The sequence below is a fragment of the Qingshengfaniella alkalisoli genome (assembly GCF_007855645.1).
GTDB classification, from domain to species: Bacteria; Pseudomonadota; Alphaproteobacteria; order Rhodobacterales; family Rhodobacteraceae; genus Qingshengfaniella; species Qingshengfaniella alkalisoli.
On record NZ_CP042261.1, the window covers coordinates 2,189,198 to 2,210,059 of the forward strand.

At 58.9% G+C, this 20,862-nt stretch carries 23 protein-coding genes; 15 read left to right on the top strand and 8 right to left on the bottom strand.

What is annotated here, in order from left to right:
* Positions 1-3 precede the first annotated feature (3 nt).
* The 10 genes from eutC to FPZ52_RS11065 all read left to right on the top strand — a co-directional run bounded on the left by eutC (position 4) and on the right by FPZ52_RS11065 (position 11,753).
* Entirely contained in the window at positions 4-996 is a 993-nt protein-coding gene (gene eutC / locus FPZ52_RS11020; protein WP_146365475.1) for an ectoine utilization protein EutC, read from the top strand.
* A gap of 35 nt (positions 997-1,031) precedes the next feature.
* Positions 1,032-2,216 carry an ectoine hydrolase DoeA gene (gene doeA, locus FPZ52_RS11025; RefSeq protein WP_146365477.1) on the top strand — a complete coding sequence of 395 codons (1,185 nt, stop codon included), beginning with the start codon at positions 1,032-1,034 and terminating at the stop codon, positions 2,214-2,216.
* A 1-nt stretch (position 2,217) separates the two neighbouring features.
* The gene (gene doeB, locus FPZ52_RS11030) at positions 2,218-3,210 is read left to right on the top strand and encodes a N(2)-acetyl-L-2,4-diaminobutanoate deacetylase DoeB (protein WP_146365479.1); all 993 of its coding nucleotides are present in this window, start codon (positions 2,218-2,220) and stop codon (positions 3,208-3,210) included.
* Positions 3,211-3,345: 135 nt separating this feature from the next.
* Positions 3,346-4,614: a KpsE/RkpR family capsule polysaccharide export protein gene (locus tag FPZ52_RS11035; protein WP_146365480.1), complete on the top strand. Its 1,269-nt coding sequence runs from the start codon at positions 3,346-3,348 to the stop codon at positions 4,612-4,614.
* 10 nt (positions 4,615-4,624) lie between these two features.
* Complete coding sequence (locus FPZ52_RS11040; RefSeq protein ID WP_146365757.1) at positions 4,625-5,293, top strand: ABC transporter ATP-binding protein; 669 nt, start codon at positions 4,625-4,627, stop codon at positions 5,291-5,293.
* On the top strand, positions 5,286-6,170 hold the full coding sequence (locus FPZ52_RS11045) for an NAD-dependent epimerase/dehydratase family protein (protein ID WP_146365482.1): 885 nt from the start codon (positions 5,286-5,288) through the stop codon (positions 6,168-6,170). The genes FPZ52_RS11040 and FPZ52_RS11045 overlap by 8 nt, the downstream gene beginning before the upstream one ends.
* Complete coding sequence (locus FPZ52_RS11050) at positions 6,167-6,772, top strand: sugar transferase (protein WP_146365484.1); 606 nt, start codon at positions 6,167-6,169, stop codon at positions 6,770-6,772. The genes FPZ52_RS11045 and FPZ52_RS11050 overlap by 4 nt, the downstream gene beginning before the upstream one ends.
* A gap of 180 nt (positions 6,773-6,952) precedes the next feature.
* Positions 6,953-8,833, top strand: coding sequence for a polysaccharide biosynthesis protein (locus tag FPZ52_RS11055; protein ID WP_146365486.1), 1,881 nt, complete (start codon positions 6,953-6,955; stop codon positions 8,831-8,833).
* Positions 8,834-8,958: 125 nt separating this feature from the next.
* Positions 8,959-11,070: a YjbH domain-containing protein gene (locus FPZ52_RS11060; protein ID WP_240804357.1), complete on the top strand. Its 2,112-nt coding sequence runs from the start codon at positions 8,959-8,961 to the stop codon at positions 11,068-11,070.
* A complete protein-coding gene (locus FPZ52_RS11065; RefSeq protein WP_168201312.1) occupies positions 11,067-11,753 on the top strand; it encodes a YjbF family lipoprotein in 687 nt (228 codons plus the stop codon). Before FPZ52_RS11060 ends, FPZ52_RS11065 begins: the two co-directional genes overlap by 4 nt.
* A gap of 6 nt (positions 11,754-11,759) precedes the next feature.
* Here FPZ52_RS11065 and FPZ52_RS11070 read toward each other — a convergent pair whose 3' ends face one another.
* The 8 genes from FPZ52_RS11070 to fliF all read right to left on the bottom strand — a co-directional run bounded on the left by FPZ52_RS11070 (position 11,760) and on the right by fliF (position 18,947).
* The gene (locus tag FPZ52_RS11070; RefSeq protein ID WP_146365489.1) at positions 11,760-12,332 is read right to left on the bottom strand and encodes a PqiC family protein; all 573 of its coding nucleotides are present in this window, start codon (positions 12,330-12,332) and stop codon (positions 11,760-11,762) included.
* A gap of 1 nt (position 12,333) precedes the next feature.
* Positions 12,334-14,427, bottom strand: a complete 2,094-nt coding sequence (locus FPZ52_RS11075; protein ID WP_146365491.1) for a PqiB family protein — start codon at positions 14,425-14,427, stop codon at positions 12,334-12,336.
* The gene (locus FPZ52_RS11080) at positions 14,420-15,058 is read right to left on the bottom strand and encodes a paraquat-inducible protein A (protein WP_146365493.1); all 639 of its coding nucleotides are present in this window, start codon (positions 15,056-15,058) and stop codon (positions 14,420-14,422) included. Before FPZ52_RS11080 ends, FPZ52_RS11075 begins: the two co-directional genes overlap by 8 nt.
* A complete protein-coding gene (locus tag FPZ52_RS11085) occupies positions 15,025-15,663 on the bottom strand; it encodes a paraquat-inducible protein A (protein ID WP_168201313.1) in 639 nt (212 codons plus the stop codon). The genes FPZ52_RS11080 and FPZ52_RS11085 overlap by 34 nt, the downstream gene beginning before the upstream one ends.
* A gap of 67 nt (positions 15,664-15,730) precedes the next feature.
* Positions 15,731-16,474 carry a flagellar type III secretion system pore protein FliP gene (gene fliP, locus FPZ52_RS11090; protein ID WP_146365495.1) on the bottom strand — a complete coding sequence of 248 codons (744 nt, stop codon included), beginning with the start codon at positions 16,472-16,474 and terminating at the stop codon, positions 15,731-15,733.
* Complete coding sequence (locus FPZ52_RS11095; protein WP_146365497.1) at positions 16,461-16,763, bottom strand: FliM/FliN family flagellar motor switch protein; 303 nt, start codon at positions 16,761-16,763, stop codon at positions 16,461-16,463. Before FPZ52_RS11095 ends, fliP begins: the two co-directional genes overlap by 14 nt.
* Positions 16,756-17,184 carry a hypothetical protein gene (locus FPZ52_RS11100; protein WP_146365499.1) on the bottom strand — a complete coding sequence of 143 codons (429 nt, stop codon included), beginning with the start codon at positions 17,182-17,184 and terminating at the stop codon, positions 16,756-16,758. Before FPZ52_RS11100 ends, FPZ52_RS11095 begins: the two co-directional genes overlap by 8 nt.
* 158 nt (positions 17,185-17,342) lie before the next feature.
* Entirely contained in the window at positions 17,343-18,947 is a 1,605-nt protein-coding gene (gene fliF / locus FPZ52_RS11105; protein WP_146365501.1) for a flagellar basal-body MS-ring/collar protein FliF, read from the bottom strand.
* A 127-nt stretch (positions 18,948-19,074) separates the two neighbouring features.
* Here fliF and FPZ52_RS11110 point away from each other — a divergent pair, with 127 nt between their 5' ends.
* From FPZ52_RS11110 to FPZ52_RS11125, 5 genes are read left to right on the top strand one after another with little or no spacing between them, the layout of a single operon-like run.
* Positions 19,075-19,293 carry a helix-turn-helix transcriptional regulator gene (locus FPZ52_RS11110; RefSeq protein ID WP_146365503.1) on the top strand — a complete coding sequence of 73 codons (219 nt, stop codon included), beginning with the start codon at positions 19,075-19,077 and terminating at the stop codon, positions 19,291-19,293.
* Positions 19,290-19,694, top strand: a complete 405-nt coding sequence (locus FPZ52_RS11115) for a VRR-NUC domain-containing protein (RefSeq protein ID WP_146365505.1) — start codon at positions 19,290-19,292, stop codon at positions 19,692-19,694. The genes FPZ52_RS11110 and FPZ52_RS11115 overlap by 4 nt, the downstream gene beginning before the upstream one ends.
* The gene (locus tag FPZ52_RS11120; protein WP_146365506.1) at positions 19,687-19,947 is read left to right on the top strand and encodes a hypothetical protein; all 261 of its coding nucleotides are present in this window, start codon (positions 19,687-19,689) and stop codon (positions 19,945-19,947) included. The genes FPZ52_RS11115 and FPZ52_RS11120 overlap by 8 nt, the downstream gene beginning before the upstream one ends.
* On the top strand, positions 19,944-20,084 hold the full coding sequence (locus FPZ52_RS18925; RefSeq protein ID WP_168201314.1) for a hypothetical protein: 141 nt from the start codon (positions 19,944-19,946) through the stop codon (positions 20,082-20,084). The genes FPZ52_RS11120 and FPZ52_RS18925 overlap by 4 nt, the downstream gene beginning before the upstream one ends.
* The gene (locus FPZ52_RS11125) at positions 20,081-20,848 is read left to right on the top strand and encodes a helix-turn-helix domain-containing protein (RefSeq protein WP_146365507.1); all 768 of its coding nucleotides are present in this window, start codon (positions 20,081-20,083) and stop codon (positions 20,846-20,848) included. The genes FPZ52_RS18925 and FPZ52_RS11125 overlap by 4 nt, the downstream gene beginning before the upstream one ends.
* Positions 20,849-20,862: the final 14 nt, after the last annotated feature.

Here is a 20,862-nt window from a genome sequence, read left to right on the forward strand (position 1 = left end):
GCCATGCCAGAGATCCGTATTCTGACGGAATCCGAACTGCGCGATCTGGTGATACTCGATCTCGCCGCGATAAATTGCGTGGAGGGGGCGTTCCGGTCGCTGGCGTCAGGTAATGTCGTGATGCCGCCGGTCCTGTCCATGGCTATCCCCGACCATCACGGCGAAGTCGATGTTAAAACGGCCTATGTGCCGGACCTGCCGAGCTTTGCGATCAAGGTGTCACCCGGTTTCTTCAACAATCCGCAGATTGGCCTGCCATCCACATCGGGGCTGATGATGCTGTTTTCCACGTCAACCGGCGTGTTGGAATCTTTGCTACTGGACAATGGCTATTTAACTGATGTCCGAACCGCAGCGGCCGGTGCGGTCGCCGCGCGCCACCTGTCGCGCGAAGATGCCGCCACCGCCTGCGTCATCGGTGCAGGTGTTCAGGCGCGGTTGCAACTGAAGGCGCTGACGCTTGTGCGACCGATCAAGCAAGCGGTGATCTGGGCGCGCGACCCGGCCAAGGCGGAGGTGATGGCGGAAGACATGCGCGCCGACCTTGGTTTAGATGTCGTTGTTGCGGCAAAGGCTGAAACGGCAGTTGCAGCCGCCGATATCGTGGTGACGACAACACCCGCCACCGATCCGGTAGTGCTGCCAGAATGGTTGATCCCCGGCCAGCACATCACCGCGATGGGGTCCGACCAACCGGGAAAGAACGAACTGGCACCGGGGTGTTTTCAGCGTGCGGATCTGTATGTATCCGATCGACTGTCGCAGACCCGCAAGATGGGAGAACTGCGATCCGTGATCGAGGCCGGGCTGGTGTCCGGTGTTGAGGTGTTCCCCGAGCTTGGAGACATTGTTGCTGGTGCCGCGGAGGGACGATCATCGCCGGAACAGATCACAATTGCCGATCTGACCGGAACCGGCGTGCAGGACACAGCCATTGCCATCTTTGCTCGAGCGCGCGCCGAAGCCGCGTCCGCGGGCACCGAATTTAAGACCTAAGACAATTTACAACCCCGAGCGAGAAGGAATAGGCCATGGCAAATTCGTCGCCAAGGTTTACGCCCACTGAATATGCCGAACGTCTAGCGAAGACGCGCAAGGCTATGGAAAGGCAAGGTATCGATACGCTGATCGTGTCGGACCCATCCAATATGGCATGGCTGACGGGCTATGATGGTTGGTCCTTCTACGTGCATCAATGTGTCGCCGTCGGGCCGGTCGGTGCACCCTTCTGGTTCGGGCGGGAACAGGATGCGCAGGGCGCGACCCGGACGTGCTACATGTTGGATGAAGACATCATCGGTTATCATGACAGTTACGTTCAATCGACGGAAAAGCACCCGATGGAATACCTTGTCGCCAAGCTGAAAGAGCGCGGCTGGGACAAGGGCACAATCGGTGTCGAGATGGACAACTACTGGTTCTCGGCCAAGGCATACGCGGTGCTGGACAACGGCCTGGACGCAACGCTGGTTGATTCTCAATCGCTTGTGAACTGGCAGCGCGCAGTGAAGTCGGAACAAGAACTCGAATACATGCGTATCGCGGCCCGCTTGGTCGAACGGATGCATTCGCGGATTCTGGAAAAATGCGAACCGGGCGTGCGCAAATGTGATCTGGTGGCGGAAATCTATGATGCGTCGCTGCGTTATGACCCGTTTCAGGGCTTTGGCGGGGATTACGCGGCGATTGTTCCATTGCTGCCATCTGGGGCGGCCGCGGCTGCTCCACATTTGACGTGGGACGATCAGGAAATGAAGGTGGGCGAAGGTACGTTCTTCGAGATTGCCGGATGCTACAACCGGTACCATTGCCCGTTGTCGCGCACCATCTTCCTGGGCCGCCCGTCCTATGAATTTCTTGAGGCTGAAGCCGCGACGCTGGAAGGCATGGAGGCCGGGCTGGAGGCCGCACGCGCCGGGAACACCTGCGAGGACGTGGCTCAAGCCTTTTTCAACGTGCTGAAGAAGTACAACATCGAGAAGGACAACCGCACCGGCTATCCCATCGGGCTGAGCTATCCACCTGATTGGGGCGAGCGGACTATGAGCCTTCGTCGTGGCGACAGGACAGAGTTGCAGGAAGGCATGACCTTCCACTTCATGACAGGCCTGTGGATGGATGACTGGGGTTTCGAGTTGACCGAGTCCTTCGTCGTGACCGATGGCGGGCCAGAATGTTTGGCCAATGTGCCGCGCAGATTGTTTGTGAAGGACTGAAATGACAACGAATCCCATCACCCCGACAGTGCCGTTTGACGACGACGGCAAATATCACGGGTTCCTGCGTCTGCCTCATTCACGCAATGAAAGCGCGTGGGGCGCGATCATGATCCCGATCACGGTCATTCGGAATGGCGACGGGCCAACTGCGCTTTTGACCGGCGCCAATCACGGGGACGAATACGAAGGCCCTGTCGCGTTGCAATCGCTGGCATGGGAACTGGAGCCCGAAGACATCGCGGGACGTGTGATCATCGTGCCCTACATGAACTACCCTGCGTTCCGGTCTGCGACCCGCGTATCGCCCATCGACAACGTGAACCTGAACCGGGCCTTTCCAGGGGCGCCGGATGGCACCGCAACGATGAAGATCGCGGACTACTTTGAGAATACGTTGGTCCCGATGGCGGACATCGTGTTGGATTACCATTCGGGGGGCAAAACGCTGGACTTCATTCCTTTCGCTTGCGCGCATTACCTGGATTCGCAAAGCCAGCAGGACGCGTGCGTCGCTGCGGTGACTGCCTTCAATGCCCCCTACACGATGATGCTGCGCGAGATCGACAGCGTGGGCATGTATGACACCAGCGTTGAGGCGCAGGGCAAGGTCTTCGTGACGACCGAGTTGGGCGGCGGTGGAAGCGCGACCGCGCGGTCATCTCGGATCGCGAAGAAGGGTGCGCGCAATGTCCTCATCCACGCGGGGATTCTGGGGGGCGAGCCCATTATCGAAACTTCAAGTTTCCTCGACATGCCGTCGGAGGCTTGCTACCACTTCGCGACCTCTGAGGGCTTGCTGGAGCCGACCGTCGATCTGGGGGATCAGGTGGCCCAAGGGGACCTGATCGCTCGTGTCTGGCCCGCCGACAGAACCGGTGTGGTGCCGCTGGAATACTACGCGCAGATTTCAGGCGTGCTCGCGGCACGGCACTTTCCGGGTTTGATCCAGACCGGGGATTGTCTGGCGGTGATCGGGACACTGGAAGACTAGTGACAGGGTTTGGCAACACAATGTTGCGCAGGTGGTTTCGATCAAGGGCGATTGTCGTTTCGGTTGCGGGTGGTATAGACTGGACCTGAAGGCGACGAGATCGCTTTGATTGCAAATACTCAGGCGAAGACGTTCATGGCAGAACCATCGAAAGAGCCGACATCCGCAGAGGGTCAAAAACCGCAGGCTCCCAAGTCGGCAACGGCCAAACCTGCTGCGGCGCAGAAGGGTCCGGCCTCGGTCGTTAAGCTGCGCAATGCTGCATCGCGCGCGGTGCCAAAAGCGACTGTGAAGCGTCGGCACAAGTTCCTGGGGCTGAGCTTTGTCGTCATGGTGCTGCTGCCCGCGTTGCTGACTATCGGATATTTGTGGCTCCGCGCCGAAGATCGCTATGCCTCTACGACGGCATTTTCGGTCCGCACGGAGGACACCGGGTCGGCGCTCGAATCCTTTGCCGGAATCCCGGCCCTGGGCGTGTCGCCGATGAACACGCCGGACTCGGACATTCTGTATCAATTCATCCAGTCCCAGCGGATGGTCGAGATTATCGATCAGGACGTCGATCTTCGCAGCATGTTCAACGTGCATCATGATCAGGACCCGGTTTTCGCGCTGGACCCGTCCGCGTCACTGGAAGATCTCGTTGATTACTGGAGCCGCATCGTTTCCATCATCTATGAACCTGATAACGGCTTGATGACGTTGGAAGTGCAAGCCTTCAACCCGCAAGACGCGCAGCGGATCGGGCAGGCCATTCTGGAGGAAAGCAGCAGCCTGATCAACGAACTTAGCCAGATCGCCCGCGACGACACGATCCGGCTGGCGCAGGAAGAACTGGACAAGGCGGCCGTGCGCCTGAAGGAAACGCGGCTGGAATTGTCCCGCTTTCGTGACATTGAACAGATCGTTGACCCTACGGCTGACCTGGCCGGACAGATGGGTGTGATTGGTGCGTTGCAGCAAAGTCTGGCCGAAGCAATGATCCGCCGCGACACGCTTGTTGGGACGACGGAGAACCCGAATGATCCGCGCATCGTGCAGGCGGACCGTACGATCGAAGCGATCAAGGCGCGTATCCTGGATGAGCGGGAGAACATTGGCGCAGCGCAGGTTGGCGCCAAGGAAAACGACCCGCTGTCGCGCATTGTCGGTGAATATGAAGGGCTGCTTGTGGACCGCGAGTTTGCCGAGAAATCCTATCTCGCCGCGCTCGCATCCTATGACTCTGCGGTTGCCGAGGCCCGCCGGCAAAGTCGGTATCTCGCTGTTCACATCCAGCCGACACAGGCCGAAAGCGCGATCTATCCGCGCCGCGTGACGCTGACCATACTGGTGTCGGTCATGGCGTTCCTGATCTGGACGCTATTCGTGCTGGTAGCTTACTCAATCCGGGATCGCCGCTAATTTGGCTTCGATGATCGAATTCGTGAACTTGTCGAAGAGCTACCCTGTGCAGGGCGGCAAGCATAAAACCGTGCTGCATCGCTGTTCGGTGAAATTCCCCTCTGACAAGTCCGTGGGCCTTCTGGGGCGCAACGGGGCAGGCAAATCGACCCTTCTGCGGTTGATTGCTGGTACGCAGGACGCGACCACGGGCAGGGTCATCCGGAGGGGAAACGTGTCTTGGCCCATAGGGTTCGCGGGGTCCTTTCATCCGGACCTCACAGGCGCACAGAATACGCGGTTTGTCGCCCGCATTTACGGTGCCGATACAGATGCGTTGTTGCGTTTCGTTCAGGATTTCTGTGAGCTTGGCGATTATTTTCATATGCCGGTGCGATCCTACTCCTCGGGGATGAAGGCGCGCCTGGCATTTGGCGTGTCGATGGGGGTCCCCTTCGACGTGTATCTTGTGGATGAGGTCACATCGGTCGGAGACCAGCGATTTCGTGAAAAATGTGCCGAGATTTTCAAAGAGCGCCTGAAGCATTCGCCGGCCTTCATGGTCAGCCATTCACTGGGCCAGGTGCGCGATATGTGTGACATGGGTGCGGTGCTGAACAATGGTATCCTGACGCTCTACGATGATGTGAACGAGGCCATTGCCGTTCACCGCAAGAACATGAAGCAGGTGAATGCCTGAGCCGCGCGTCGCCATTCTGGGCGGCGGTGGGGCCGTGGGACGTCTTCTGCGCGGGGCTTTCCGAGCGACGTTTCCCGATGTTTCCGTTTTTGTTCAGTCCAGTAAGGATCCGTCCAGTGATCTGATATGTAATCCGTTGATGGATGGGGCCGAGGCGGTCGTCACGGCGCTTGCGACCTTCCGTCCAGATGTCGTTGCGGTGCTGTGGGGTGCCACTCCTGCTGGAGATGCGGATCTGGGGCGAAATGTCCAGCTTGCGCAATTGGCGTTGGATGCAGCGGCGCTCACCGACGTTCCGCGAACCGTGCTGCTTTCTACCGCGGCGGTGTATGGCGGTGTCGCGGGTGTATTTCGTGAACAGGATGTTCCGGAGGACACGAACCCGTATGGTGCGTCGAAACTGGCCATGGAAGTCGAAGCTCTTCGAGCGGGTTTGCGTGGGACGATCGTCTTTCGCGCCGCCAATGTGGTTGGCGCCGATGCCTTGTCACGCGCCACACGAAATGCGACCGAGGATGCGCCGCTTCTGCTTGACCGCTTCTCCGATCAAACGTCTCCGCGGCGGAGCTATCTTAGCCCGGTAACACTCGCACGCACGGTGCTGGAGGTTCCCAAGGCTGTCGCGGAGCCGCCGAGGATCCTGAATTTGGCAGATAACGCAGACGGAATTGCGATGTCTGATATGTTAGCTGCGCTAGAGGGCCAGGGGCGTCATAACTATTGGAAGTCCCGGCCTGCACCCCAAGATGCGACTTCGTCCCTGACGCTCGACCTGTCGGCATTGCACGCTGCTTATCCCGCTTTGGTGGGGCATGCGCGGTCAGATGCTGCCGGGTTGGTCGCAGATTGGCTTGCGGCGGAAGAGGCGCTCCGATGACGTGGACCAAGCGCATTTTCGATGTGATGACCTCGATCATTCTGCTGATCCTTTTTTCCCCGGTGATGCTCGGCGTAACCCTTGCGATACTGCTACGGGACGGCGGGCCTGTCTTATTTCGGTCCGAGCGCATGAAAACACCTCAGACCGGGTTTACGCTGCTCAAGTTTCGTACGATGCGAGACGATCCCGAGGACGGCGGCGTTACCGGCGGAGACAAAGCCAACAGGATCACACATACGGGCCGCTTTATGCGTAAAACCCGTCTGGATGAGCTGCCGCAACTTATCAATGTGCTGAAAGGGGATATCTCATTGGTCGGTCCACGCCCACCCTTGCGTGTCTATGTGGAAGCCGCACCGGTGTTGTATGCCAAGGTCCTGAAGTCACGACCGGGGCTGACCGGCTTGGCAACACTTCTGTATCATAGCCATGAGAACTGGATCCTGTCAGGGTGCAACACGTCGACGGAAACGCACGATGCCTATCTTCGACGTTGTGTCCCGACCAAGGGGCGCCTGGATCTGATATATCAAGCGCATAGTTCCGTATGTTTTGATCTCTGGATTCTGTGGCGAACATTTCGCGCACTGATTGATTAATGGCGGCGAATGCAACCACCGGGCGTGATGTCGTTCTGTTGTGGCAAGATATCGCCGCAATCCGTTGTTAAATGGTCGCAATCCATCGAGGGAGCCGGTTGCCTTATGGTGAAGGGCTTGCATTCCTGCTAGACGAGAGTTCGTGCTGATTACCAGCTAAACTTCGCTTAGCGTAAGACGATGGGACAAACCCAGTTGTACAAGTTTGCAACGAATCTCACTCGGGGACAGAAGCAGCTTATTCTGCTGTTCGCCGATGTCCTGACCATTCCCGTCGCAATGTTCGTCGCGCTGGCTATCCAGTATATCGGTCGACCGGTCCCGTATGGGCTGCTGAATGACTGGGAAATCATCCCGGTGCTCATGGTGTTGTCCGGGTCCCTTTCCTACGCGCTTGGGATGAACCGGATCCAGTTGAACGACACCGAAACCGCTGGGCCTGCGCCCGCTGCGTTGCACGCTGTAGTGGTCGGATTGGCAGCAGCACTCTTGAATATGGTGGCGGGCAGCCCGGTACATTGGTCGGCCTATTTCACATTCGGCCTGATCCTGTTCGTCGGAACCGTAGCAATACGGCTGATGATGCGCCGAGTCTTTCTTGCGATCCTGCATATGAAGAACCCGCGCACGGGTGTTCTGATCTATGGTGCGGGACGAACGGGGATGCAGTTGGCGACCGCCTTGCGGCACGACCCGCGCATTCAACCCGTGGCTTTCATTGACGACAACCCGGCGATGCGCCGGATGACGGTCGCCGGTATGCCGGTCATCGCGCCGAAAGACATCGAAGACCTGATACGGAAGAAGAACATTCAACGCGTGCTGCTCGCCATGCCATCGCTGTCGGCGCCGCAGAAGATGCGCATTTCCAAACGCTTGACGCCGCTTGGGCTGGAGGTTCAGGCGCTTCCGTCTTTCGCGCAACTGGCAGGCGAGGAAGAACTGGTTGATAAGCTGAAGCCGGTACAACCTGCCGATTTCCTGCCACGCAAGCAGTTCGACGACGATCTGGCGACGGCCATGCCGGTTTTTCGCGGCAAGACGGTTCTGGTGACCGGGGCCGGTGGGTCCATCGGGTCTGAACTGTGTCGCCAGCTTCTGCATTGCCGTCCTGCGCGGATCGTACTGCTTGATAGCAGTGAACTGGCGCTCTATACAATCGACGGCGAAATGAATGCCCTGTCAACCGGGGTGGAAATCGTGCCGATGCTGGGCTCTGTCACCGATGCACGTGTCTGTCGCGACGTGCTGGAGGCCCACGGCGTGCAGATCGTCCTGCATGCGGCGGCCTACAAACACGTGCCGCTGGTGGAACGAAATCCCCTAACGGGGCTGTTCAACAATGTGTTCGGGTCGCGCACCATGGCGGAAGCGGCCCGGGAGTACGGCGTTGAACGTTTCATGCTGGTGTCCACGGACAAGGCAGTTCGCCCGACAAATGTGATGGGTGCCTCGAAACGAATGGCCGAAATGATCGTGCAGGATATGGCCTCGCGTCCTGGGGATACGCGGTTTTCTATCGTGCGGTTCGGCAATGTGCTCGGATCGTCTGGTTCGGTCATTCCCTTATTCGAAGAACAGATTGCCAATGGCGGTCCGGTCACGCTGACGCATGCCGATGTGACGCGTTACTTCATGACCATCCCCGAAGCGGCGCGGCTGGTCGTGGTTTCCGCGGCGATGGCGCGGGGTGGGGATGTATTCGTGCTGGATATGGGGCGTCCTGTTCCTATCCGTGAACTTGCGCATCAGATGATCGAGATGGCGGGCTACACAGTTCGGGACGACCAGAACCCTGATGGCGATATAGAGATCAAGATCACTGGCCTGCGGTTGGGAGAAAAGCTGCATGAAGAGCTACTGATCGGCGAAGAATTCATGACTACGCAGCACCCCAAGATCACACGCGCTCGGGAAATATGCCTGTCCGAGATCGAAATCGCGACGGCGCTCAAGGATTTACGCAATGCCATCGACGTCAGCGATCCCGACGCCGCACGGGAGGTCCTTGCGCGCTGGGTGGAAGGATCTATGCGTCCGGCGCAAGGGCAGGTAGGCTGAACCCCAACGTGGGAATAGCGCCACAAGGGAGGCAGCGCACCGTCTAAAGGGTGCGGGCCCATTGCACGCTACCCCATGATACGGATAGGTGTTGGATCGAAGAACGAGAAGAAGCAGGTGAAGCGGTGATCAGACTTACAACTTCGGTGTTGTGCCTCGTGACTGTGGCTATGCCGGCGATGTCGCAGGAAACGCCCCGTTCTACCACCAACGAATTGGGCTTCTACGGCCTGCCGGGACTTATGGACATGCCGACGGGCGAAGTTATGCCCGATGGTGAAATCGCGACGACGATCAGTACCTTTGGCGGCGTTACACGCGCGACGCTGAGTTTTCAGGTGATGCCGCGTGTGTCGGGCAGCTTCCGCTATTCCCAGTTCAAGGATTGGGATTCCGGTGGGTTCAGCACCTATTACGACCGCAGTTTCGATCTGCGCATCCAACTTCTTCAAGAAAGCCGATATGTGCCGAGCGTGACCTTGGGTTTCCAGGACGTCGTGGGCACCGGCATCTGGTCGGGAGAGTTTCTGGCAGCATCGAAAAGCTTCGGCGACAAGGTGACTGTAACCGGCGGTTTGGGCTGGGGACGCCTGGGGTCCTATGGTTCCATTGGCGGGACCGGGACGCGACCGGACCGAGAGGTTGGTGAAGGCGGCGAGTTCGAGGCGGATCAGTGGTTCCGCGGTGACTATGCACCTTTCGCGGGGATCGCGTGGCGACCAATTCCGAAGTTGACGCTTAAGGCTGAATACTCCAGCGATGACTACACCACTGAAAGCGACGATCTCGGTATTTTCGAGAAGGACTCGCCATATAACTTCGGTGTTGAGTACCAGTTGACTGAAGATGTTCGGCTCGGTGCGTACTCGATGTATGGTAGTGAGTTCGGCTTTACCGCGAGCGTTTCGATTAATCCGAAGAACCCACCGCAAGGCGGTATCCGTGACAGTGCGCCGCCGCCGGTTCTGCCGCGTCCAAGTCGGGCCGACAGACCAGAACTCTACGTGACCGATTGGGTTGAATCCCGCGAAGATCGCAGTGAAGTCGAAACCATGACCGCCGAAGCCCTTCTGGAACAGGGAATGGAACTTGAGGCGCTGTCACTATCCGCCCAAAGTGCTACGGCCTATATGCGCAACGCCAAGTATCGTGCCGATGCGCAGGCGCTAGGCCGCACCGCCCGTGTCATGGCCCGCGTCATGCCATCGTCGGTCGAGCAGTTCACGATCGTGCAAATGGTCGATGGGATCCGTCTGCCGGGTGTGACCTTTGCGCGGAAAGATATCGAGTATTTCGAGGTGCAGCCCGATGGCGCGGAGCAAATGCTTGCACGGGCTCAGATCCAGCAGCTGCCGCTAAAACCTGAGGCCGGGGACTATGTCGACGGCATCTATCCACAGTTCGGCTGGGAAATCGCGCCGTACCTGCGCACGTCACTGTTCGACCCGGATCAGCCGTTTCGAGCAGATCTAGGGGTCACAGCTGGGGCGAGTTGGCGTCCAACCGCTGGGCTGCTCTTTGCAGGCAGTGTCAACAAGAAGGTCGTTGGCAACCTCGACAAGATTGAACGTGAATCCAATTCGGAGCTTCCCCATGTCCGCAGCGATTTTGCGCTGTATGACAAGGAGGGCGACCCATGGATCGATACGCTTTATGGCGCGTATTACTTTCAGCCGGGGGATGCGTTTTATGGTCGAATGACTGCGGGCTATCTGGAGCGCATGTATGCTGGTGTATCGGGGGAAGTGCTGTATGCGCCGCATGACACGAAATGGGCGCTTGGCGCGGAACTGAATTATGCCCAGCAACGGGACTATGATGGCGGTTTCGGGTTGCGCGACTATGACGTCGTGACGGGTCACGCCTCGCTTTACTGGCAGTTCACGGATGATTTTCAGGCTCAGGTAGATGTGGGCCGTTATCTGGCGGGCGATTATGGCGCAACCCTCGGCATCGAGCGCGTGTTTGAAAACGGCTGGCGCGTCGGAGCCTTTGCGACGAAGACCGATGTGTCGTCGGAAGACTTTGGCGAAGGATCGTTTGACAAGGGTATCACGATGACCATTCCACTCGACTGGATGACAGGACGGTCCACCCGTTCGGCAAGCAGCTTTACCGTCAGGCCGCTGACACGCGACGGTGGTGCCCGCCTGTCCGTACCGGGGCGCTTGTATGGCAAGGTTGATGACGGACAGGACTACAGACGCGAGGAAGAATGGGGACGGTTCTGGCGATGAAGTTGAATTCAATTTCCCGCATTCTTTCGGTGTCTGTATTGGCGCTTGGACTGGCAGGGTGCAGTTCCGACCGGACGGGCACATCTGGGTATGATCAGATATCAGAGCTCGCATCCGACTTGTTCAGCCGTGGGGATCAGCCGACCGACCAGCCTCCGATATCCGGGGTGAACCGGGCTGCGATTTCCGATGTGAACGTGCCGCTGACCATGGTTGCCATCCCTGAAATCGATGCAACTGCGCTGGTTCAGGTGAAGGCGCGTAACAACGGTGTTTGGACTTGGGCCACGGCCGATGACATCACGGTGTCGATGGACGGGCCGGTTTTGTTCAGTACGCGCGGTATCGGGCCCGATTTGCTGACGGCTGAGACTCGGGCATTGCGCGGGATGCTTGAGCGTGGTCAGGTCGGCAGCTACAGCCGAGATCTGCGTTACCTTGACGGGCTGGACCAGATTCAGGTCGTATCTCTGAATTGCTCGCTGGGCAGCGTTGGATCTGAAACTGTCAACGTGCTGGAGCAAATACATACGACACGCCACATGCGTGAGGTCTGCACAAGTGGCGACGGACAGTCGATCCAGAACGATTACTGGCTTGGTCGTGACGGCACGCCATGGCAGACGCGCCAGTGGGTCAGTGAAACGCTTGGCTACGCCGCCACGCAAAGACTTGTGAAATAGAGCAGATCACCGCGCGATCTTTCGCGCGATGATCTCGGCCAATTGCGTCACCGCCTTGCCTTGCGCACGCGCAACGGCGACCGGGGTGGCCTCTTCAACAGGGATTGTTATGTCGAAACGGTCGGAGCGGTCGGTCATTTGCACCGCTACTGGCGCGACGATGTATTGGCCGGTCATACGTAAGTTCCCGTCCAGCCCCGCGAGCATGTGATCGACCCTGACGGTAAGCTGGGCGGAAGGCAACTCTCCGAACGGCCATGGCTCCGCCGCCACCCGCGCGCCGGTAATTGCGCCGAGATCACGTGCCAGCGCCATCGTGACGGCGCGCTGTGGATCATCCGCCCATGAGGTATCCTTGATCGCCCGGATCGCACCATCGGGTTCGAGAACAGCTATCTCGTCAGCGGCAGCATAGCGCGGGATGGATACGTCACGCACTTCGATGGAGGACACACGCGCTGGAACGCGTGCCTGAGGCATCGGTGCGCTGATCGTATACTGCGAAATGTTGGGCGTTCCGCAAGCGGCCAGCGCGACGGGCAGGGCCAGCAGTGAAAAGCGCAGTGTCTTTCGAGTCATATCACCTTCCCAGTATCAAGGAGTTGGGGTTACGTTCGATGGCACGTGATAGCGATGTTACAGCCCGCGCGGCTTCGCGCAAATCACGCATTGTGGCCAAGGTCTGCGCGTTGAACTCGGAACGCGACCCGTAGGCAGCGATGACGGTTTCCGACTGCGCAACAAGCGACTGCAAGCGGGCGGACAGAGCCGGCAGAGAGGCTGCTGCCTCCTCAACGGCTTCGGCAGCAACACGGGCAGATGCCAGTGTCTCGTTCACATTTTCGACGGCACCGCCTGCGCGCAATTCTTCGAGAGACGCGGATAGTTCGTCCAGTGCGGCAGATAGGGATGCCGGGATTTGGGCGGTTTCTTCGGAACTGATCAAGTCGTTCGCGCTGGCCAGAACATCGTCTGCGGACTGCACCAACTGTTCCAGCGGCAGCGTGTTTGCCTTGGTCGCCAGTGCGTCGATTTTTTCTACCAAGTCGGGGAACTGCGCAGCGGTCGCGTCGATGGATTCGCTGATGCTGTCGACGCGCTCCAGAGCAGCCAAGAGGTTATTCACCGCAGTGCCTTGACCGATGCGGGTGACGATTTTCTGCAACTCGTTGATGGTTGAATGTAGTTCAGGGATCAGGTTCTGCGCCTCCTCCGAACCTACGATCCCGCGTGCGTCTTCTAGCAAGGCGCTGACATTGCGGGGTACATCGCGTACCTCTTCCGAGCTGATCAGCGTATTGGCATTGACCAAAAGATTGGTGCCCGCGCGCATGAGCTCTTCGATAGGTAGTGCGGCGACGCGGTCCAACACGCTTTGTGCGGATGCGGAGACGTCAGAAATGTCGGCGTCGCTGCTAGGGAGAAGCGGGTAGGGTTCGGCGTCCAAATCCATCTCTGCAGGTACCGGATCTTCCGCTTGGGTTAGTTCGATTTTCAATGAGGAACTAAGCAGGTTCTGGTTCGTCAGTCTTGCGCGAAGTCCGTTCTCGACTTCCTGCTGCAGAAAGGCCAGCACGTCTTCGGCACTGGTCTGTTCATCCATGCCAAGCTGAGACGGGTTGATGCTGACATCGGCGCGTAGATCGACACTACGATCTTCTCCCTCCCCTTCGACCACCGCTGCGAGATTGGTGACGGTCCCGACGCGTAGTCCTTGATACTCGACTGGTGCGTCCACGGTCAGTCCACTGATCGTACCGTCGAACATGATGCCGATCATGACATGATTGGAGCTGCCCGGCGCAAAGACGGATTCGCGTGCTATGCCTTCTGACTCGAACACCTCGAATGCTTGCCCGGATTTCGCGGCGGTTCCACCGGAGACAAGTGTACCGAATTCCAAACCGCCTTCCACAAGCGATGCTAGGCTGGCAACTTCCAACGAAATCCCTGATGAACCGACATTCAGTTGAAATCCGGAGGCTTTCCAGAATTTTGTCGAGGTCGTGACCAGCCCATCATAAGGCGCGTTGATGAAAGCGGATGCAACGATCGTGGACCCGTCGGGCGACAATTCAGGCTGGCCGATCTGGCCAACTTCCACGCCCTTGAATATCAGGGGTGCGCCGCTACTGAGCCGCCCACCTTCGCGCGCAATAAGTTGGATTTCGAGCCCGTCCCGTCCAGTTGTATTGACCGGCGGCGTTTCCAACCCGACGAAACTGGTCTTGGCCTCGCCCTTTTCCGCGTCCCAGTTGGCTTGGATGTATGCACCAGAGATTACGGTTTCCAACCCGGATACACCACGCGGCGTAACCTCGGGCCGCACGATCCAGAATTCCGCACTGTTATCGACATAGTCTTCCAGTTCGCTCGATATCCGGGCAGTGACGATCACCTCTGCCAGGTCTTCCGAAAATCGGCGCTGCTCCACGGTGCCGACTGGCACGTTGCGGAATTGGATCTGTGTCTGACCCGCGACAATGCCATCAGCGTTTTCGAACGAGATTTCGATCAAATGCCCGCGCTGCGAAACCTGCTGGAAAGCGATGATCAAAGCTATGACCAATGCCGTTATAGGAACGAGCCACACAGGTGACAGACCCGCAGGCAGCGACCGACGCTTTTTGCCCGCCGTTTCGATGTCGAGCTTGCCGGGGGTAGGGTCAGTCATTCTTGTGGCCTTCCGTTACATCGAACAGCAAACGCGGATCGAAACACATCGCCGATATCATCGTGGCTATCACACTGATTGCGAAGCAGATAGCTGCCGCTCCGGGATGAATTTGTGCGATCACGTTCAATTGCACCAGAGATGTCAGGATTGCCACGACAAAGACGTCGATCATGGACCAGCGGCCGATGAACTCCACGATTTCGTACAATCGGTGCAGGCGGTGGGGCTGGTCATTGCGGCGCATCTGGACCATCATGGCGAGATAGGCGACTGCGACGAATTTCGCGATCGGGATCACGACGGACGCCAGAAAGACAACGGCCGCAACGAAATAATCCTCGTAATGGATCAGTTCGATGACGCCGCCGATGATTGTGCTCGCGTCGTGGGACGTGATCGTGTCGGTGATCAGCATCGGGAACAAGTTGGCGGGGATATAGGCGATCAGCCCTGCCAGCCACCATGCCCAGACCAGCTGGAGCGATCGGGGGTAGCGGCTGAACAGGCGCGAGCCGCAGGTCGGGCAATGGGTCGTGCCCATGGGCGACACGTTCGCACAGCGGCTGCATCCGACCAGCCCGGCATGGCGGGCGCTCAGGACGGCTGTTGTCGGATGATGCGTTGCCATAGGCTCGGCTCACAAACGAGGATATCTTCGGCGGCAATCAGAAGTGCAAACCCCGCAAGCGCCCAGAAGGCTGGCCCGAAAGATACACTGGCAAGGCCGGCAATCTTCACCAGCGCGACAGCGACGCCCACCAGGAAGATCTCGGCCATCGCCCATTTCCTAAAACGCATCGCGTTGCGCAGATGCATCTTCGCACGGGGCAGCAGTGGTCGCCCAAGAAGCGCGGGCACAAGCGCATAAAGTAACGAATAAAGCCGCAGTGCTGGCAGGATGACGATCAGTATCCCGACAATGCCAGACAGCGGGGCCATGGCGTTGTGCGAAAAGGCCATCACCGCGTCCAGGATGGACGACGAAACGGTAATCCCTGCCGCGCTGATGGACAGGAATGGCAGTGAGATCGACATGATCATCAGTATTACCGCCGCGAGCGTCAGGCTGACGAGGTTTCGCAGGCTGTTTTCCCTTGGTGCTAACAGAACGGTATGGCAACGACTGCATCGGGCTGTTGCACCGAATTGTAGGTCAGGCCAATCATGCAGCGCGTCGCATTGCGGGCATGCGATCTGTCGGAGTGGTGCTTCTTGTGTTGCTTCGTTGCTCACGCCCGTATCCTTGAGAATCCGGGCGAGAGGCGCAAGCGAATAGTTCCGGCCCCAGGCTTGCGCCCGGTCAGAAATAACTGCGCACAAGCGCCGATGACAGAAGGCTCCATCCATCCGCGACAACGAAGAAGGCCAGCTTGAACGGCAGTGACACGATTGCGGGCGGCACCATCATCATACCCATCGACATCAGAATCGCTGCCACGACCAGGTCGATGATCAGGAACGGAAGGAAGACCAGAAAGCCGATCTCGAAAGCGCGTTCTAGTTCCGACAGCATGAAAGATGGCACCAGGAGTGACAGTGCAGCGTCGCGGGGCTGTGCGCCGGCTTCGGTCGGGTCACGCAGAGCTGCCAGATTTTTGAACGCATCGGCGTCAAGGCGGGCCGCCATGAAGGTACGGAACGGGTCGATCACGCGGGTGAACGCCTCCGCAGGCTCGATCTGTTCGGCGAGCAGCGGTGTCACACCTTGCTGCCAGGCTTGTGTGAACACCGGGTCCATGACGAAATAGGTCAGGAAGATCGACAGGCTGATGATCAGCATGTTCGGCGGCGATTGCTGCAGTCCAAGAGCGCTGCGCAGGATCGACAGCACCGTGACGATAAACGGAAAACACGTCACCATGATTGCAAGTGCGGGCGCGAGGCTGAGAACGGTCAGCAGAATGAACAGCTGTATCGAACGTGCGGAAATCGACCCTTCGCCCAGCAGGGGCAACGCGGTGTCCTGTGCGAATGCGGCGTTTGATCCGAAGATGGTCAGCACAATCGCAAGCGCCGGAAGGCGCGCGATGCTAAAGGCTGTCATGCGATTCTGTGACCTCGATCAGCCGAACCGCCAGTTGCCCGGCCTGTTCACCATCTAGCTCCTGTAACTCCCCGCGGGCAATGAGACGGTCACCGACATACAGATCGACTGGGTCGTCAATACTTCGATCCAGTGGAAGGACCGCGTCCGGCCGAAGATTCAACAACTCACGCACCAATGGACGCGCCCGCCCGACGGTCACGCGGATCTCGATCGGCACGCGATCGAACGGGTTTCGCTTGTTTTGCTTCGTATCTAAGGTTTGCGGCGCTTCTGTGCCGTCAGACATGGGCTTGCTTCCTTGTAGTTAGGGTAAAGAAATCGTCCACCGCGCCCTGAATATCGCTAAGCAACGCAGGCATATCGATGTCACAGCCAAGCTTGCCGCTGCGCAGCCGGATCTGCCCATGTTTCATTGACGGGTCTTTGACCACGTTCAACGGAAACAGAGTCTTGGGCGGCAGGAGAGCCTGTACTGCATCGTGATCTTGCGCGGAAACGGCCAGTTCAATCGGCTGGTTCAGATGCAGGCGAGCAAAGCCGTCCAACCGTTCAGCAACGATTGGCGGCAGGGAGTTTTTTGCAATTTCCGGCAATACTTGCCCGACGATGTCGTGAATGAGCGGTTCTAGGCTGCGCAGCAGGTGGTCTTTGGCTTCGTGATAGGTAAAGGCAAGATCGCGCAGGTTCCGTTCCAGATCATCCGACAATGCGCGTTCGGAGTTTGCGGCCTCTGTTGCGTGGTCGTCCCAGCCGGACCGATAGCCCTGCTCGAATGCCGATTGACGGTCGGCCTCCGTGAAGGCTGGCGACGGCGCCCCCCTCACGTTCCCAAGATCGAATTCTTCGAGTTTCAGTGGAGAAGGCATCAGGCAGGCTCCGCGGTTGGGTCTTCCTCAAGCCAGCTCTTGAGGATTTCGAGCGTGTCGGGCTGCCGGTCCGCGACGACATGTTTCAAATGGCCGGCTGGGTCGTCTTCCAGTTTGGGAAGGGCGAGTTGCGGCGTCGAGATAGTTTTCGGTGCCTCAGTAACAGCGGTCGATGGCAGTTCACCTGTGCTGGTCTCGCGGGCAGCAGTGTCAGGCGTGATATCCTGCATGACAGGTTCGGTTTCTGTCGTCAGCGCTGGTGTTTCCAACTCGGCTCGCCGGCCGGCAAGAATGGGGCGCAGCACGAACAGCCCCAGCACCAGCGCGACAATTGCCAATGTCGCCAGTTGGATCAGGCGCATCGGGTCGGGATTGAACTGTTCCAGCAGGGAGGTCGCGGTTTCTGTCTCGACCGGCACCGCGGTTGCTTCGAAAGGCATTGCTTCAATGGTGATGATATCACCGCGCGATTCGTCAAAGCCCACGGCCGAGGCTACCAGTTGTTGAAAAGACTGAAGCTCCGCTGCGCTGCGCGGCTCGGCATCGCCAATCGATTGATTGACCAGAACCGCGACGGTCAGGCGCTTGATGGCGCCGGGGGCGTTCAATACCTCTCTGGTCGTTTCGGATACTTCGAAATTGGTCCGTTCGCGGGTTTCGATACGCTGACTTTTCGACTCGCGTTCGGGGCTGCCTGCATCGCCTGAGGGCAGATTGCTGGCGACTGTTACGCCTGCGTCGCCCGAGTCGCTCGAATGGTTGTTGATTTCTTCGATATCGGTGCTGATCGCTACACGAGACGTGGGATCGAAGCGGCGCTCGGTAATGGCCTCGCGAGCGGTGACGGTGTCGACATTTACTTCGACGATCGCGTTGCCAGGCCCGACGCGGGCCTCAAGCAAACGTGTCACATTTGTACGCAGTTGAGCCGCGCGTTCCGACCCAGCCTCCGCCAGGTTGTCGACATCTCCGAGCTGTAGAACCCGACCCGTGCGCGCGTCGATCACGGCGACATCTTCAGGGATCAGCCCCGCCACCGCAGACGATACCAAGTAGCGAATTGCCTGCGCCTGCGCTTCGTTCGGGCTTGCGGCGGCAGGTGAGATGGTGACAGAGGCGGTGGGCTTGAAATCGCGCTGAAAAGGTGTGGCGGGTTGGTTCGAGATGTGCACGCGAGCGGCCCGAATGAAGGGCGTGCTGGCCATCGTGCGGGAAAGCTCGCCTTCTTTCGCTCGCCAATAGGCGGCGTCGAACATCTGCTGGGTGGTGCCGAAGCCGGACAGCCCGTCCAGCAATTCGTACCCGACACCGCTATTGGCAGGAAGCCCTTGGCTGGCAAGGGTCATGCGCAGCTGGTCACGCACCGCCTGATCGACAAGAATGCTGCTGCCCTGAACCTGGTACTCTACGCCTTGCTGTTCCAGCGCAGACACGACTTCCCCTGCCTGCGAATTGTCCAGCCCGGAATACAGCAGCGCCATGCCGGGTGTCGCGGCCATCCGCGTAAGCCCGAAAACCGCCAGCAATACCACGGCCGCCGCCCCGATGGCGAGGGCCCGTCGACGTGTGTCCAGCGATGACCATAACGAACGCAATTGCTGCACGACAAATCTCCTGCGTGGCGGGACTTCTGCCCCAGTCGTTGCGGCCACACTGTTTCGAGTCGGCTTAAGATTCGGTTAGTCGGGCTAACCAGCGGAAACTTTGGGATAAATTTTCGAGGTTTCGACTATGGAGCAGGAAAAGAACGTTACGTCACAACCGGGTCAGTTGCTGACGGTTGGGGCTTTGTCCAAGAGGTGGGGCGTGGCGATGTCCACGATTTACTACTGGATCCAGGAGGGTCGCGGGCCGTCCTACATGAAGATTGGCAACGCGATCCGCTACAGGATCGAGGACGTGGAGGCCTATGAGAAGGCCAATTACCACGAGCTCGGAGCGGCGTCATGAACGCGCGCAAGGGCATGCCTCGGATCAAGGAAAGCGATCTGCAGGCCAACATCGTGGAGTGGATGCGCTATGCGCTGCCGATCGATGCCTATGTTCATCACAGCCCGAATGAGGGCAAGCGCGGGCCCAAGGCGCGGGCCGACCTGGTGCGGATGGGGTGCCTGAAGGGGTTTCCGGATCTGCTGATCCTTTGGAACCGCAAGGCCTATTTCCTCGAGGTGAAAGCGCCGGGTGGCACCCTGACGTTGGAGCAGCGGCATCTGCTCGAGAGCCTGGACGGGCTCGGATACCGCACAGCCGTGGTGAACAGCATCGAGATTGCAGAGGCCTATCTGCGCGGCTGGGGGATCCCGCTGCGGTCGCGGCCTATGCCTGTTCGGGAGGCTGCCAACAATGGGTGATCTAGAGCTGCGCATGCGCCTTCATGTGCCGGGGCAGGTCACTTGGCCCATGGCGAACACGACCAATCGTTGCACGGACTGCCGCCACTTCTTCACCGGCGACAACAAGATGCCGGGCAAGGGGCGCTGTGATCTTGTTCGCAAGCATAGCGGCGGGCGCGATACGGGCGTCCAGTTCGTCGGCGAGGAGGGCATTGCGTGCACCATGTTCAGCGCGGGTGTGCATCCCCGGAACAAGGATACCGAGCAATGAGAGACATCTGGGACTGTCTCGAGCGGTGGGATCTCGGTGACTGGTGCGACGCGGTGATCGGCTTTGTGTGCGTGTCTGTGTTGTTCTGGGGCGTTCTGTGGATCGTGCCCTTGGCTCATCATGTGCTGCAACCGTGAGCGGGAGGGCGATCCGCGCCCTCAAGGACAAGGTTTCATCCCTGCCGACGCCGGGGGCGAAGCTGCTGTTGTTTCACCTGATGATCGAGCACCGAGAGGGCAAAGACATGACATGTTCGATTAGCGGCCTGGCGCGTGAGCTGGGCGTGAAGCGTGACACGATCCTGACCGCGCTTCGAGAGCTGGAAAGGGCCGGTTTGGCCGTCCGGATCGGCAATGTGATTGCGCTGCAATTACCGGCTGAAACTGTCCAATCATTGGACAGTCGGGCGGGTGCTGAACCCTGTCCAGCCACTGGACAGGAAACTGCCCAACCATTGGACACCACCTGTCCAGCCACTGGACAGAAACTGTCCAATGAGCGGACACCTTTAAAGGAAGAAGAAAAAGAAAGAGAGGGCGCGCGCGTGGAAAAATCGCGCGATTTTTCCACGCGGCCACCGGACCGCGAAAAGGATCCGGCCCACGCCGAAATCGGTTACCGGGAGAAGGAGGGGCCGCAGTGTTTGCGCCTGTCACCGGAAACGGGTGCCTGGCGCAGTCCGGGCAGCGAGGCCGAAAAGGCGATCTTCCTGCACCTCAAGACCAAGCACGGTCTAGAGGGTGAGTACCGGGCGGCGGCGTTTAATCAGCTGATGATCGAGGCCGAGACCGCGAGACAGGCGGGCGAGGTTCCCGACTGGGTTCTGCGCGATGAAAGCCAGTGGCTGCTGTGGACGCTGCGCCACAAGGCAAAAGAGATCGGGCTGGATCCTGTCACATGATTTCCACCACCCAA

Coding starts and splice junctions, on each gene's coding strand:
- eutC (WP_146365475.1), top strand. CDS start 4: ATGCCAGAGATCCGTATTCTGACGGAATCCGAACTGCGCGATCTGGTG.
- doeA (WP_146365477.1), top strand. CDS start 1,032: ATGGCAAATTCGTCGCCAAGGTTTACGCCCACTGAATATGCCGAACGT.
- doeB (WP_146365479.1), top strand. CDS start 2,218: ATGACAACGAATCCCATCACCCCGACAGTGCCGTTTGACGACGACGGC.
- FPZ52_RS11035 (WP_146365480.1), top strand. CDS start 3,346: ATGGCAGAACCATCGAAAGAGCCGACATCCGCAGAGGGTCAAAAACCG.
- FPZ52_RS11040 (WP_146365757.1), top strand. CDS start 4,625: ATGATCGAATTCGTGAACTTGTCGAAGAGCTACCCTGTGCAGGGCGGC.
- FPZ52_RS11045 (WP_146365482.1), top strand. CDS start 5,286: ATGCCTGAGCCGCGCGTCGCCATTCTGGGCGGCGGTGGGGCCGTGGGA.
- FPZ52_RS11050 (WP_146365484.1), top strand. CDS start 6,167: ATGACGTGGACCAAGCGCATTTTCGATGTGATGACCTCGATCATTCTG.
- FPZ52_RS11055 (WP_146365486.1), top strand. CDS start 6,953: ATGGGACAAACCCAGTTGTACAAGTTTGCAACGAATCTCACTCGGGGA.
- FPZ52_RS11065 (WP_168201312.1), top strand. CDS start 11,067: ATGAAGTTGAATTCAATTTCCCGCATTCTTTCGGTGTCTGTATTGGCG.
- FPZ52_RS11070 (WP_146365489.1), bottom strand. CDS start 12,332: ATGACTCGAAAGACACTGCGCTTTTCACTGCTGGCCCTGCCCGTCGCG.
- FPZ52_RS11075 (WP_146365491.1), bottom strand. CDS start 14,427: ATGACTGACCCTACCCCCGGCAAGCTCGACATCGAAACGGCGGGCAAA.
- FPZ52_RS11080 (WP_146365493.1), bottom strand. CDS start 15,058: ATGGCAACGCATCATCCGACAACAGCCGTCCTGAGCGCCCGCCATGCC.
- fliP (WP_146365495.1), bottom strand. CDS start 16,474: ATGACAGCCTTTAGCATCGCGCGCCTTCCGGCGCTTGCGATTGTGCTG.
- FPZ52_RS11095 (WP_146365497.1), bottom strand. CDS start 16,763: ATGTCTGACGGCACAGAAGCGCCGCAAACCTTAGATACGAAGCAAAAC.
- FPZ52_RS11110 (WP_146365503.1), top strand. CDS start 19,075: ATGGAGCAGGAAAAGAACGTTACGTCACAACCGGGTCAGTTGCTGACG.
- FPZ52_RS11115 (WP_146365505.1), top strand. CDS start 19,290: ATGAACGCGCGCAAGGGCATGCCTCGGATCAAGGAAAGCGATCTGCAG.
- FPZ52_RS11120 (WP_146365506.1), top strand. CDS start 19,687: ATGGGTGATCTAGAGCTGCGCATGCGCCTTCATGTGCCGGGGCAGGTC.
- FPZ52_RS18925 (WP_168201314.1), top strand. CDS start 19,944: ATGAGAGACATCTGGGACTGTCTCGAGCGGTGGGATCTCGGTGACTGG.